The sequence below is a fragment of the Metabacillus hrfriensis genome, assembly GCF_030127205.1.
Taxonomy (GTDB): Bacteria; Bacillota; Bacilli; order Bacillales; family Bacillaceae; genus Bacillus_P; species Bacillus_P dongyingensis.
In genome coordinates this window covers 4,369,803-4,383,474 of the sequence record NZ_CP126116.1, presented here as the reverse complement: position 1 = coordinate 4,383,474, position 13,672 = coordinate 4,369,803, and the positions used below count along the sequence as shown (strand labels likewise).

At 39.7% G+C, this 13,672-nt stretch carries 11 protein-coding genes; all 11 read left to right on the top strand.

Annotated features, from left to right (window positions below):
- Positions 1 to 8: 8 nt before the first annotated feature.
- The 11 genes from sufD to QLQ22_RS21735 all read left to right on the top strand — a co-directional run bounded on the left by sufD (position 9) and on the right by QLQ22_RS21735 (position 12,928).
- Positions 9 to 1,313 carry a Fe-S cluster assembly protein SufD gene (gene sufD / locus QLQ22_RS21785; protein ID WP_223438036.1) on the top strand — a complete coding sequence of 435 codons (1,305 nt, stop codon included), beginning with the start codon at positions 9 to 11 and terminating at the stop codon, positions 1,311 to 1,313.
- A complete protein-coding gene (locus tag QLQ22_RS21780; protein WP_284015544.1) occupies positions 1,313 to 2,533 on the top strand; it encodes a cysteine desulfurase in 1,221 nt (406 codons plus the stop codon). Before sufD ends, QLQ22_RS21780 begins: the two co-directional genes overlap by 1 nt.
- On the top strand, positions 2,523 to 2,951 hold the full coding sequence (gene sufU, locus QLQ22_RS21775) for a Fe-S cluster assembly sulfur transfer protein SufU (RefSeq protein WP_223438034.1): 429 nt from the start codon (positions 2,523 to 2,525) through the stop codon (positions 2,949 to 2,951). The genes QLQ22_RS21780 and sufU overlap by 11 nt, the downstream gene beginning before the upstream one ends.
- An 81-nt stretch (positions 2,952 to 3,032) precedes the next feature.
- On the top strand, positions 3,033 to 4,430 hold the full coding sequence (gene sufB, locus QLQ22_RS21770; protein WP_223438033.1) for a Fe-S cluster assembly protein SufB: 1,398 nt from the start codon (positions 3,033 to 3,035) through the stop codon (positions 4,428 to 4,430).
- Between the two features lie 422 nt (positions 4,431 to 4,852).
- Positions 4,853 to 4,993, top strand: coding sequence for a helix-turn-helix domain-containing protein (locus QLQ22_RS21765; protein WP_284015543.1), 141 nt, complete (start codon positions 4,853 to 4,855; stop codon positions 4,991 to 4,993).
- Positions 4,994 to 5,347: 354 nt separating this feature from the next.
- A complete protein-coding gene (locus QLQ22_RS21760; protein ID WP_284015542.1) occupies positions 5,348 to 6,148 on the top strand; it encodes a M15 family metallopeptidase in 801 nt (266 codons plus the stop codon).
- A gap of 393 nt (positions 6,149 to 6,541) precedes the next feature.
- Complete coding sequence (locus QLQ22_RS21755) at positions 6,542 to 6,895, top strand: DoxX family protein (protein ID WP_223438030.1); 354 nt, start codon at positions 6,542 to 6,544, stop codon at positions 6,893 to 6,895.
- A 27-nt stretch (positions 6,896 to 6,922) separates the two neighbouring features.
- The gene (locus QLQ22_RS21750) at positions 6,923 to 7,684 is read left to right on the top strand and encodes a pirin family protein (protein WP_284015541.1); all 762 of its coding nucleotides are present in this window, start codon (positions 6,923 to 6,925) and stop codon (positions 7,682 to 7,684) included.
- A 23-nt stretch (positions 7,685 to 7,707) separates the two neighbouring features.
- Positions 7,708 to 8,154, top strand: a complete 447-nt coding sequence (locus QLQ22_RS21745; protein ID WP_284015540.1) for a MarR family winged helix-turn-helix transcriptional regulator — start codon at positions 7,708 to 7,710, stop codon at positions 8,152 to 8,154.
- A gap of 30 nt (positions 8,155 to 8,184) precedes the next feature.
- Entirely contained in the window at positions 8,185 to 8,736 is a 552-nt protein-coding gene (locus tag QLQ22_RS21740; protein WP_284015539.1) for an NADPH-dependent FMN reductase, read from the top strand.
- 727 nt (positions 8,737 to 9,463) lie between these two features.
- Positions 9,464 to 12,928, top strand: coding sequence for a S8 family serine peptidase (locus QLQ22_RS21735; RefSeq protein WP_284015538.1), 3,465 nt, complete (start codon positions 9,464 to 9,466; stop codon positions 12,926 to 12,928).
- The last annotated feature ends 744 nt before the right edge of the window (positions 12,929 to 13,672 follow it).

Below are 13,672 nucleotides of genomic sequence, written 5' to 3'. Positions count from 1 at the left end.
GGATTAAGATGACAGTAGAGACGAAATTCAACCACGACTATGTCACGGGTTTCTCAAGTGAACTCGGTGAACCGGAATGGCTTAAAGAACTGCGCTTACAAGCTCTTGCAAAAGCTGAAGACCTTTCAATGCCAAGACCGGATAAAACGAAAATTGATAAGTGGAATTTTACACAATTCCAGACTCACTCAGTTAAAAGCAAAGCTTTAGCATCCCTTAATGATTTAAGCGATGAAGTAAAGGCTTTAATTGATCTTGAAGATGAGAACAAAAATCTTTATATCCAATTAGATACAACGCCTGCTTATGCATCTCTTTCTCAGGAGTTGATAGACCAAGGCGTAATCTTCACTGATATCCATACGGCTGCCCGTGAACATTCTGAGCTTGTGCAAAAATACTTCATGACTGAAGGCGTGAAAGTTGATGAGCATCGTTTAACAGCACTTCATGCAGCTCTTATGAACGGCGGAGTATTTGTATATGTGCCTAAAAATGTTGAGGTAAAAGCACCTCTTCAGGCTGTATATGTACATGAAAATCCGGAAACCAATCTTTTCAACCATGTTATCGTTGTAGCAGACGACAACAGTTCTGTCACTTATGTTGAAAACTATATTTCAACGACTGAAACGGAAGAATCGATTTTCAACATTGTAACGGAAGTATTTGCGAATAATAATGCAAAAGTTACTTACGGTGCTGTTGATCATTTGAATAAAGGTGTTACTACGTATGTCAACCGCCGTGGTACTGCTGCCCGCGATGCACGCATTGAATGGGCGCTTGGTTTGATGAATGACGGCAATACGATTTCTGAAAACACAACAAACCTGATAGGTGACGGCTCTTATGGAGACACTAAATCTGTGGTTGTCGGACGCGGAAATCAAATTCAAAACTTCACAACAAAAGTGATTCACTTCGGCAAAAATTCTGAGGGCTACATCTTAAAGCACGGCGTAATGAAAGACAGTGCTTCATCTGTCTTCAACGGAATCGGCAAAATTGAGCATGGTGCTTCTAAATCTAATGCAGAGCAGGAATCAAGAGTTCTTATGCTTAGCGAAAAAGCACGCGGAGATGCAAATCCGATTCTATTAATTGACGAGGACGATGTAACGGCTGGACATGCTGCGTCTGTTGGCCGCGTGGATCCGCTTCAATTGTATTACTTGATGAGCCGAGGCATTTCTAAAGTTGAGGCTGAGCGTCTTGTCATTCACGGCTTCCTTGCGCCGGTTGTTAGAGTACTTCCAATCGAAGGCGTTAAGAAACAGCTTGTTGAGGTCATTGAAAGGAAAGTTAAGTAATGAATATCCAAGATATCCGTTCTCTCTTCCCGATTTTGGATCAGCAAGTAAATGGACAGAATCTTGTTTATCTTGACAGTGCAGCGACTTCTCAGAAGCCGCTGCCGGTCATTGAAGCACTAGACCGCTATTATAGAGAATATAATTCCAATGTTCATCGCGGAGTTCATACACTGGGCACCAAAGCTACAGATGGCTACGAGGGAGCACGCGAAAAGGTAAGAAAGTTCATAAATGCTCAGTCTGCAGAAGAAATCATTTTCACACGCGGTGCTACAACTGCATTGAATACAGTAGCTGCAAGCTATGGACGTGCAAATCTTCAAGCAGGCGATGAGATTGTGATTACGCATATGGAGCACCATGCAAACGTCATACCTTGGCAGCAGCTTGCTAAAGCGACTGGGGCTTCACTTAAGTATATTCCTTTGCAGGAGGATGGCACGATTTCTCTTGAAGATGCCAGAGAAACGATTACAGACTCAGCTAAAATTGTCTCTGTTATGCAGGTTTCAAATGTTCTGGGAACAATAAATCCTATAAAAGAAATTGCAGAGTTAGCCCACAGCAAAGGTGCCATCATGGTTGTTGACGGTGCGCAAAGTGCTCCGCATATGAAAATTGATGTTCAAGATTTAAATTGTGATTTCTTTGCTTTTTCAGCTCATAAAATGTGCGGTCCGACCGGTGTTGGCGTCCTGTACGGCAAAAAAGCACTTCTTGAAAACATGGAGCCAGTTGAGTTTGGCGGCGAAATGATTGATTTCGTCGGATTATACGAATCAACATGGAAAGAACTTCCCTGGAAGTTGGAAGCCGGAACACCAATCATTGCAGGGGCAATCGGCCTTGGTGCTGCCATTGATTTTCTGGAAGAAATCGGTCTTGAAAACATTGAAGCATATGAGCACAAGCTTGCTGATTACGCACTTGAGAGACTGTCAGAAGTTGAAGGCATCACTATATACGGCCCTAAAAAGCGTGCGGGTCTTGTGACATTCAATATTGAAGATGTGCATCCTCATGATGTTGCCACAGTATTAGATGCTGAAGGCATAGCAGTTCGTGCCGGCCATCACTGTGCACAGCCTTTAATGAAATGGCTGAATGTTTCCTCGACAGCTCGTGCAAGTTTTTACCTGTACAACACAGAAGAAGAAGTTGATAAGCTTGTTGCAGGAATCATAAAAACAAAGGAGTACTTCACGAATGTCTTTTAATAATCTGGACACTCTGTACCGGCAGGTCATCATGGATCATTATAAAAACCCGCGGAACAAAGGTGTACTCGAAGATAGTTTAACAATAGATATGAATAATCCTACATGCGGAGACCGAATTCGTTTAACGCTGCAGATTGAAGATGGGTGCATTAAGGATGCAAAGTTCGACGGTGAAGGCTGTTCGATTTCAATGTCATCTGCATCAATGATGACTCAGGCGATTAAAGGGCAATCGGTCGAAACAGCTTTAAAGCTTTCAAAAATCTTTTCAGACATGATGCAGGGAAAAGATTACGATGATGACGTAGAGCTTGAGGATATTGAAGCATTGCAAGGGGTTGCTAAATTCCCTGCACGGATCAAATGTGCAACACTTGCGTGGAAGGCAATGGAAAAAGGGGTCCAAAACAGCTAATAGCTTAACCTTTAAATTTATGCCTTCTTAAGAAAAAGAATGGGGGCAGACCTCATTCTACTATGATTGGAGTGAAAACGGATGGCTAAAAAAATGCCAGAAATCGGCGATTACAAGTATGGATTTGCTGATAAAGACGTTTCGATTTTCCGTTCAAAGCGGGGATTAACTAAAGAAATTGTTGAAGAAATTTCTCGCATGAAAAGCGAGCCTCAATGGATGCTTGATTTCCGTCTGAAATCACTGGAGCATTTCTATAACATGCCAATGCCTCAATGGGGCGGCGATATGGCTTCACTTAACTTCGATGAAATTACGTATTACGTAAAACCTTCTGAAAAATCAGAGCGCTCTTGGGATGAAGTACCTGAGGAAATCAAACGCACGTTTGATAAACTTGGAATTCCTGAAGCAGAGCAAAAATACTTGGCAGGTGTATCTGCTCAGTATGAATCTGAGGTTGTATACCACAATATGAAAGAAGATCTTGAAGACCTGGGTATCGTATTTAAAGATACAGATACAGCTCTTAAAGAAAACGAAGATATTTTCAGAGAGCATTTCGGCAAGGTTATTCCGCCGACTGACAATAAGTTCTCAGCACTAAACTCAGCTGTATGGTCCGGCGGATCGTTCATCTATGTGCCAAAAGGCATCAAAGTTGATACACCGCTTCAGGCATACTTCCGCATCAACTCTGAAAACATGGGTCAGTTTGAACGTACGCTGATTATTGTTGATGAAGGTGCACATGTGCACTATGTAGAAGGCTGTACAGCTCCGGTTTACACGACTAATTCTCTGCACAGTGCTGTAGTTGAGATTATCGTAAAAGATGGCGGTTACTGCCGTTATACTACAATTCAAAACTGGGCGAACAATGTATTTAACCTTGTTACGAAACGTGCAGTTTGTGAAAAGAACGCTACAATGGAATGGATCGATGGAAACATTGGCTCTAAATTAACGATGAAATACCCTGCTGTCATCCTTAAGGGTGAAGGCGCTCGCGGTATGACATTATCCATTGCAATAGCAGGCAAAGGCCAGCATCAGGACGCAGGTGCGAAAATGATTCACTTAGCGCCTAATACGTCTTCAACAATTGTCTCAAAATCAATCTCTAAACAAGGCGGTAAAGTAACGTACCGCGGAATCGTTCACTTCGGCCGCAAAGCTGAAGGTGCACGTTCCAACATTGAGTGTGATACGTTAATCATGGATAATCAGTCTACATCTGATACGATTCCATATAACGAAATCTTCAATGATAACATCTCTTTAGAGCATGAAGCGAAGGTTTCAAAAGTTTCTGAAGAGCAGTTATTCTATCTCATGAGCCGCGGTATTTCAGAAGAAGAAGCAACTGAAATGATCGTTATGGGATTCATCGAACCATTCACTAAAGAACTTCCAATGGAATATGCGGTTGAAATGAACCGTTTAATCAAGTTCGAGATGGAAGGTTCAATCGGATAAAGACTGAAAAGCCTTGGTATATCCTTTATATACCAAGGCTTTTTTATGTTCAAATTCATGGCGTGCCAATTTCGTGCATACTCGAAATCCGGTCAACATATGGAAAAAGCAGTTCGTTAAAAAATCTTCTTCATTATCCATTTAAATACTCAATCGATTCGATCAAAAAAGTTGTATTGTTAACACTTCAGAATATTAATATGATTGTGTCTAGTAGTTTTAAAATTTTAAAGGAGGGATTTTGAATCAAGTTGTAAACTATGCAACATTAGTAGATGAATTTCATAAGCTCATTCCATCCTTTTTATGTAATAAAAGAGAATTAATAGAAGTTTTGTAAAATATTTCGAATAGTATATTATATGAGTTTTACTTTAAAATGGATTTACAAATATCTAAGGGGTGGATAAGGAATATTGAAATTGAGACAATTAGAACATTTTATGGCTCTTTGTGAAGAAATGCACTTTACAAATACTGCTGAAAAACTAAGAAGTGGGCACCCTGCTTTAAGCTATCAAATGAAAGCTTTAGAATCTTTTGAGGTAAGAAAATTAATCTAGCCTGAAGATTTTTTACATGGATACTTACTTATTAGTAAGTAAATATTTGGATATAGAAAACAGAAAGAAACAAATCATAGGCAGTAGGGATTGCCATAACCGAACGTTTTTCTAAAAGCTTGCAAAACTTTTTATTGATTAAAAAGGATGCCTCGTTTTCGGTGAAGAGAAGCTAAAGAAATTCATTCAGCTACAGGATGAACGGTTAGCGTGTACTGAAATTTGTCCAATTTCTTCATTACAGACGGGTTTTAATTCTTTACCAGATATCGTACAAAAAAATTGAGGAAGTCAGTTGACTGGAACCTGCTAAGATAGCATACATTACAAATCGAACTAAAGGATGAGAGTACTTTGAAGAACTATGTTTTACCATCTATGCTAATTGGAAGTGTATTACTCCTTTCGGCATGTAAACCAATTGACTGGGCCGAAAAACAGTGGAATTCCCCTTTCAACAATGTATCAAGTGAAAAAAAAGAAAAAAATACAGAAGATCCAAAAGAAGAGAGGCCTCAAGAAGAAAATCTCCCTTGGCTAGAAGAAACAGTGACCGTCTCAGGAGATGGAAAAGCAGTTGTTCATAATCTAGATGATTTCTTAATCGTAGCTAATAAAGAAAGAAACTTGCCTGAAGATTATGAACCAGCAGATCTAGTTAAACCAAATGTGCCTTTTCCATTTAAAGAAGACTTACCAAAGAAAAAAATGAGAAAAGAAGCAGCTCTTTCATTAGAAGTGTTGTTTAAGGCTGCTGAAGATAAGGGTTTAGAACTTCTTGCACAATCCGGTTACCGCTCGTATGATACTCAAGTTTCCATTTTTGCTTTTAACGCTGAAGAAAAAGGGGAAGAAATAGCCAATAAAACCAGCTCAAAACCTGGACAAAGTGAACATCAGACAGGTCTTTCCATAGATGTAACATCATCAGAAGTGAATTATGAACTTACTGAGGCATTCGGAGAAACAAAAGAAGGTAAATGGCTAGCTGAGAATGCACATAAATATGGTTTTATCATTCGTTATCTAAAAGGGAAAGAAGCTATTACAGGTTATAACTATGAACCATGGCATCTAAGATACGTTGGTGTTGAACATGCTAAAAAAATCCACGAACAGGGCATCACCCTTGAAGAATATTTACAAAAACCATAATTTAATTTAGGACAGCTGTTATGGCTGTCCTTCTTAATGTTTGAACAATCGGAATTCCAATAAGAAAAACAGCTATCTTTAAAAAGAGTGTTTCTCGTTTCATAAAAAGCGTCTCACTTATTTATTGTAAATTTGATTTTAATAAGATTTATTGTTTTACAATAAATTATTACTGAATAAAATTGTATTTTTACTGTTATAAAAAAGCATCTTTAATTTTGGACAAAGATAAATGGCATTCCTCAAAAGAAGTGCTCGCAACAACTCAATAAATATAAATTGAGTTGTTTTTTTGTTGACATATAATATACCCTAATGATAGGATATATTTATTCTGAGTTTAGGATAAATTTTTTCGAGATAAATAATATTAGGATAAAGGGAGAGGTTTTAATGGGTGTTTTATCAATTATTCTTCAAGTTTTATTAGGATTAGGATTCCTAATGTTTGGATTTATGAAGTTCGGTTCAAAGCAAATGGTGGATGAATTTGGGCGTTATGGGTATCCAGGAGGTTTTAGGATATTTACAGGTCTTGTTGAAGTGATTGCAGCGGTACTAGTTATCTCAGGTATTTGGAATGATAAATTAGCTGCGTGGGGTGGTTTATTTATTGTCGGTACAATGATTGGGGCAATTTTCACACACATCAAAGTTAAGGATCCTGTAAACAAAATGATGATGCCGATTGTTTTATTAATTCTTGGATTAATTGTATTATTTATAAATTTTGGATCATTGCTTTAAGTCTATTAACATAAAGGAGGAATTAAAATGGAAATTAATATTATTAAACCACAGGATCAGGCGTTAGAGCAGTTTGATGACGGTAAAATAATAGCACAAAAACCCATTGGCTTTTCTGGTGAAGGCTCCGTCATTAATCGTCTCGGTCCATTGTTTTACTGGGGATGGGGAACATCTGAAGGGGAGGGTGGTATTGGCTTTCATCCTCATCAGGGTTTTGAGATATTAGGCTACTTCACTAAGGGCAGAGGTCGTCACCAAGATACGCTTGGTACGATTAGCGAAGTAGGTGCTGGTGATGTTCAAGTGATGCAAGCTGGCTCAGGTATGCACCATGCCGAATCTCTTCTTGAGCCGTCAGAAGCGTTTCAAATTTGGTTCGAACCGTATTTAAATGAAGCCAAGAAGCGAACACCCACTTACTCAAAATACGGGCATGAAGATTTCCCGCTCACTTCAGAAAACGGTGTAATGGTTAAGACGATATTAGGTGAGCAATCACCAATCAATCTCGTGACAGATGCCAAAATGTACGATGTTGAAATTGGAAATGGTGTAACCTATAAGTATGCTCTTTCACCTAATCGGACACTAGCTGCTTTATCTATTAGGGGTAATGGTGGTGTGATTAATGAATTGGAGGTTTCATTTGAGAATAAGGATTTCATTATTATTCAGTCAGAGAATGTTGAAAGCTTTACCATTCAGCCTAAAGGTGAAGAACTTCGGATGCTGCTAATAGAGATTCCAACTGAAGTTGATTATCCTTTATACAAAAAACCAAGATAACGTTAATTTTAAAAGGAGGTTGTGTGATGCAAGATCAAAGTAATCTGGATTTGAGATTGTTTCGGATTTGGATGAAGGCTTCCAAATCTGTTGTTGAAAATATTCAGAAGGATATTGAAAGTCATAAAATTAATAATGAAAATTTTATGATTCTTGAATTACTTTACAGTAAAGGTCCTCATCCTGTTCAAAAAATTAGTGAGATACACTCTATTCCTAGTGGAAGTATCACATATGTTGTTGATAAGTTAGAAAAGAAAGGGCTTGTTGCAAGACAGCCAAACCCTAATGATAGAAGGGCTTCTAATGTCGTCCTGACAGAAGAAGGAAGAGCACTATTTGATGAGATTTTCCCAAAACACGTTGCAACCATTTCTCAAAATTTATCATTTATCTCGAATGATGAAAAAGAACAGCTAATTGATTTATTAAAGAGAATTGGAATGGGTGCACAAAATTTAGAAAAATAAATTTAAAAAACGATACAGGAGGAAGAAACAATGACAAATGAGAAATTAAATATTGGAATTATTTTAGGTAGTACAAGGCAAGGGCGAGTTAGCCCGCAAGTGGGAGAATGGGTTAAAGAAATTGCTGACAAACGTGGAGATGCAAACTATGAAATCGTAGATATTGCTGATTATCAATTACCTTTTTTAGGAACAACTGATGGGACTGAACCAGGAATTGCAGCTTGGAACGAAAAACTTAACAGCTTGGATGGATTCGTATTTATCGTTCAGGAATATAATCACAGTATAACAGGAGCCTTAAAAAATGCACTTGATTTCGCTCGTGAAGCCTGGAATAACAAAGCAGCAGGTATCGTTAGTTATGGTTCAACCGGTGGTGCTCGTGCAGCTGAGCATTTACGAGGAATCATGGGTGAATTAATGATTGCAGATGTGCGTGTACATCCTACATTGTCCTTATTTACAGATTTTGAAAACGGGACAGTGTTCAAACCAGCTGAATTACATCTTAATAATGTTAATGCAATGCTTGACCAAGTTGATGCTTGGAGCGGTGCATTAAAAACCTTAAGAAAATAATCAAATATCTTTCGTTTTTACTGAACCAATATGATTGAAAAAAGGTGTCTCTTAAATAAAGAGGACATCTTTTTTTGTTTTTTATTCAACAAACGGGCCATTAATTTGAGTAAGAAGTTGGATAAAACAGCACCCGAATCAATTAAAACCAAATGATTTTCAGCTAGTCATTTTTTATTTGATAAACCCTGTTATTCCGTAACATAAAAATGATTTCGATCAAAAATAAGTGGGATTAACATATGGAAAAACAAATCGTTAAGCATGTCAAAATATTTCCTTTATTATCCATTTGAATACTCAATCGATTCGATCAAAAATCCTGTATTGTTAACTTTTCAGAATACTTATACTATTGGGAATAGTATTTAATAAATTCAAAAGGAGGAGATTTATCCTAGTATAAGTAAAATCATGCAATTTAGTTCACACCATCTAGATACTGGCTTTCTCTCTTCGGAATTTTGCTATTGTGTTTAATTGGAAGGAACAGGTTGATTATGAGAATGAAAGATATCAGTATAGGTAGCGATGTTTTAAAAATTAGGAATTGATTTATTCAGGAATATTTGAACTAAGAGGCAGTTTATTTTCTATTAAAACAGATATTTCTAGACAAATAACTATCAAAGATTAAAAAATGCTGGTTGGCTAGAATGGTTTCAATTTTCAGAATTTATAGTAATTTGAATGATGTGTTTATAACGTTTATAAAAGGAGGATTCAAATGAAAGGGTTAAAAAGGAGAAAACGGAATTTAGTAGCTTTTTTGATGATTTTTCTTTTACTAGGAACAATCTTTCCTGTAAAAGGCGGTGCGGTTCAAAACGGAGGATCGAATCCTACCCCAATGGAAGGAAAGGTGGATCCGAAGGTCATACAGGCCTTTGAAAAAAACAAGTACACGACTGTGATTGTAGAGTTAAAAAACCAAGCGGATGTTGGGAAAATCTCTAATCAAGCTCGGGAAGAGGCTAAGAAAGTGAAGGCTACCCGCTATCAAGAGAAACTCCGCGTCCGTTCAACTGTCGTGTCAGGACTACAAACGAACGCTGAACAAACACAGTATCATATTAAGAATTTTATCCGTCAAAAGAAAGCTGAAGGCAAATTGAAGGATGATCAATCTTACTACATCGTGAATGCGGTTTCATTTACATCCACGAAAGAAGTTTTGCAGGAAATAGCAGCCTTTCCGGAAGTCAGCCATATTTACTTAAACGAACGGCACGCTTTGCCGAAACCGAAGACATCTGGAGTCCAAAAAGTAACAAGTGAGCTACCTTGGAACCTGGAAAAAATACAGGCAAAAAAAGCATGGGAAAAAGGGTTGGATGGATCGGGCGTAGTGGTCGCAACGCTTGATACTGGGGTGGACGCGAACCACCCGTCGCTTAAGAAGCAATACCGAGGACTCAATGCGGATGGCACCTTTACACACACCTTCAATTGGCTGGACTTGGTTGGGGATAGTCCTGCTCCAATTGATTCAACTGGACATGGTACACATGTGACAGGGACAATGGTTGGCTATGACCCGGAAACAGGCACGCGTACCGGAGTGGCTCCAGGGGCACGCTGGATTGCAGTTCGCGCATTTTCAGAAAACGGCGCGCTGGATACAGACTTGCTAAAAGCAGGAGAATGGCTTCTCGCCCCACGGGATGAAAAGGGAACTCCTCATCCAGAAATGGCACCTGACATTATTAATAACTCATGGGGTAGCAGTTCTACCTTGAATGACTGGTTTCGATCGGTTGTGAAGGCATGGACGGCTGCCGACATTACACCGGTTTTTGCTGCAGGAAACCACGACGGTTTGACGACGCCCGTCGGGCCAGGTTCTATAGTCAATCCAGCGAATTACCCTGAAACCATTGCAGTTGGCTCAACGGATTCAGCCAACCGAATCTCAGGGTTTTCCTTAAGGGGGCCTTCTCCCTATGGCGGCAGTGAAATAAAGCCGGATTTGGTTGCACCGGGGGAAGCGATTCTTTCAACCCTCCCAAATAACGAATACGGGTTGTCAAATGGGACCTCCATGGCTGCACCACATGTATCAGGCGCCATTGCCATCTTAAAGCAAATGCAGCCAAACATGCCGATCGACAAGCTTAAAGAAACCTTGTATGCCGGATTGATTCCGTTATCCGATTCACAGTATCCATCTTCCCCAAATGACGCCTATGGGAGAGGGATTGTTGACCTGACAGGTATAGTTAAGAGCGGTTCTAACGGCGTCGGCAGTCTAGTAGGAAAAGTAGGTTATAAAGCTGTCGATAAAAAGAAACCAGCAGCAAGCCATGAGCCTCTTCCCTATGCTTATGCTAATGCGCCTTTAAAACTCTCTGTACAAGCCTCTGACGATTTTGCAGTTTCCGCGGTGGAACTTCATTACCAAGTTGACAGAGCACGAGAGCAAACATCAAATGGAACACTTTTTAAAGGCAACTTTAAAAGCGGTTCCTATTCCAGTGAACTCCCTTTAGAACAAGTAAGGGGGAAAGAAATTACGTATTACTGGAAGATTACGGACTATGCAGGAAACAGTACGAAAACCGTCCCTGTTCGCCTACCCCTGAAGAAAGGGCTGTCGGTCGGGTATGCAACAGATTTTGAAACAGCGCCTGTAGGGTGGTACAGTACCGGTAGAAACAGTTCGTGGAATTGGGGGAAGGTTATGCCGACGCATGTCCTGAAGGCGGCTTCAGGGACCAATGCGTACGCGACCTCGATCCCTGACTGGAGAGATAGCATCGAATTTAACTGGAGTTATCACAATAACGAGGAATCCATGCTAACTATGCCTCCGATCCAAGTCAATAAAGGAGAAGCGGTATTCCTTAACTTTAAACAGACCTTTGGATTTCCGTTTTTAGTAGGGGCGAATGATTACGGCCAAGTGCTCGTTTCTGAAGACATGAAGAACTGGCATGTGGCGAAAACAAACGAAGGACATTTATACACAAAATGGGAAGCCGTTTCTGTCGACTTGTCTTCCTTCTCAGGGAAAACGGTATATGTAGCTTACCGTTTCCATTCCGACAGTGACAAAACAAATTTAGGGTGGTACTTAGATGATGTTGCCATAGAAGCCAAGCCTTCCGGCGGCGTATATCAACCCTCCCAATCAACGACTGCATTTGAACCATTTGGGGAGGCTGCAAGGCTGCAAGGCACCCATGAAAAACAAGTTCTCATCCCACTTAGCGCGCAAATACAGATTGTTGAAAATGAAAGGCTTTTAGCGACCGATCCAACGGATGGCAGCTTCAGCATGAAGCTGCCAGCAGATGAATACCACCTGCTGGCCGAGGCCTATGGCTTTAAGCAAAAGATTCAAACGGCAAGAGTAATGAAAGATGCATCGACCAATGTAGATATACAGTTATCCCCATTAGATAAAGGCGTCGTCAAGGGAACTGTCAAGAGCAGCAAATCCAAAAAAACGATTAAGGGAGCCACGGTGAAACTCATTGAAGACGCCGCTGTCGCCCCGGTAAAAACAGGTGCAAACGGCAAATACTCGCTTAATCCTTTTATTGGAACATATACGCTTGAAGTGAGTGCCCCCTATTTTCATACCTACCGGGAACGGATTGAAATTAAAGGCAATGCCATCCGTTCAATCGATATACACTTAAAGCCTTATATCGGTACAGAAGATGAAATCAGCTATGATGATGGCTCGGCTGAAAGTGTCTTTCCGGTCACTGGAATAGACGAGGTCGCATTAAAAATGTCATTGAAGGATGGACAGGAACAAGCATTGCTGACTGCCGGCCTGTTTTATATCGACCCACGCTGGCTTAACCCAGGCGGGGAAAATTTTCAAGTTGATGTATATGATGCCACTGGGCCTGAAGGAGGGCCTGGAAAGAAATTAACGGAATCCATTCCTGCAAAATCGGATGTCGTTCATGGCTGGGTCAGAGTAGATCTTAGCCCTTACTCCATTTATGTACCGAAGGAATATTTCCTTGTATTCAGCACCCAAGCTCCATATCCATTTGCGCCGACCCTTGGTTTGGATAACAGCAGCCCGTTCTCAGACCGCTTATGGTGGAAAACTTTCAATGAACCGTGGCGTAAAGAATCTGGTGGTGCTGGTCCCTTGGATGGAGTTGGTTCTGAAGCAGGAGGTGCAGGCAATCCAATGATTCGCTCCGTCGTTTCATATGAATCCAAATAAAAATCTATAAAGCAGGGAACATGGAGAGAAAAACGATTCACGTTCAAGTCAAATAGATAGTTGTGCAGTTTGAAAATTTATTAAGTCAAAGGGAAAGTTATAGTTTGATTTGGGACAGTTCACATATTTAAGGATAGGTGAACTGTCTCTTTAATTAGAAATCAGATCGTTAGTTTTAGACTGTTTGAACTTTTCTATTATCTACTTTCCTATCAATGAAAATATATAACTGAAAACGCTGATATATCAACGTTTTTGCAAGCCTATGAAATACTATGAAAAACCTCAATTAATCAAGTTCGAAATGGAAGGCTCTATCGGTTATTAAAGATGGAGAAATGCTCACCAGTTCTGGTGAGCTTTTTTGTGATTATTGATGAAGGAAAACTTTGAGATCTTATTTCTAACGAACGTTCAGAGGTATCCTTTTGTAAATAGTCCCATACTGTCTAAATGAATGCAGGAACTGTGGATATCAGCATGGCATAGTTAATTCCTATAAAATCTTGTCCATCTTCCCATATCATATATGGCAAGATCCGATAAAAAACGCCATCCATTATTACATTCCTTTTTGCCCTGCACAAATCCCCGCTTAAATCAATATAATATATATTTCCTTTTTTAAAAGTACTTCCAATAACTCAATCTCCGACATCTATTCAGGGCAGTAAATGAATGTCCTTTTCAATGAATTTTTAAATGCCTTGTAGTATCATGAAATAATAAAGGAGGCTGAGGCTG

What these genes read in the sequence shown, in the direction of transcription:
- QLQ22_RS21750 (WP_284015541.1), top strand. Translation starts at nt 6,923, where the DNA reads ATGGAAATTAATATTATTAAACCACAGGATCAGGCGTTAGAGCAGTTT.
- sufU (WP_223438034.1), top strand. Translation starts at nt 2,523, where the DNA reads ATGTCTTTTAATAATCTGGACACTCTGTACCGGCAGGTCATCATGGAT.
- QLQ22_RS21735 (WP_284015538.1), top strand. Translation starts at nt 9,464, where the DNA reads ATGAAAGGGTTAAAAAGGAGAAAACGGAATTTAGTAGCTTTTTTGATG.
- sufD (WP_223438036.1), top strand. Translation starts at nt 9, where the DNA reads ATGACAGTAGAGACGAAATTCAACCACGACTATGTCACGGGTTTCTCA.
- QLQ22_RS21740 (WP_284015539.1), top strand. Translation starts at nt 8,185, where the DNA reads ATGACAAATGAGAAATTAAATATTGGAATTATTTTAGGTAGTACAAGG.
- QLQ22_RS21780 (WP_284015544.1), top strand. Translation starts at nt 1,313, where the DNA reads ATGAATATCCAAGATATCCGTTCTCTCTTCCCGATTTTGGATCAGCAA.
- sufB (WP_223438033.1), top strand. Translation starts at nt 3,033, where the DNA reads ATGGCTAAAAAAATGCCAGAAATCGGCGATTACAAGTATGGATTTGCT.
- QLQ22_RS21755 (WP_223438030.1), top strand. Translation starts at nt 6,542, where the DNA reads ATGGGTGTTTTATCAATTATTCTTCAAGTTTTATTAGGATTAGGATTC.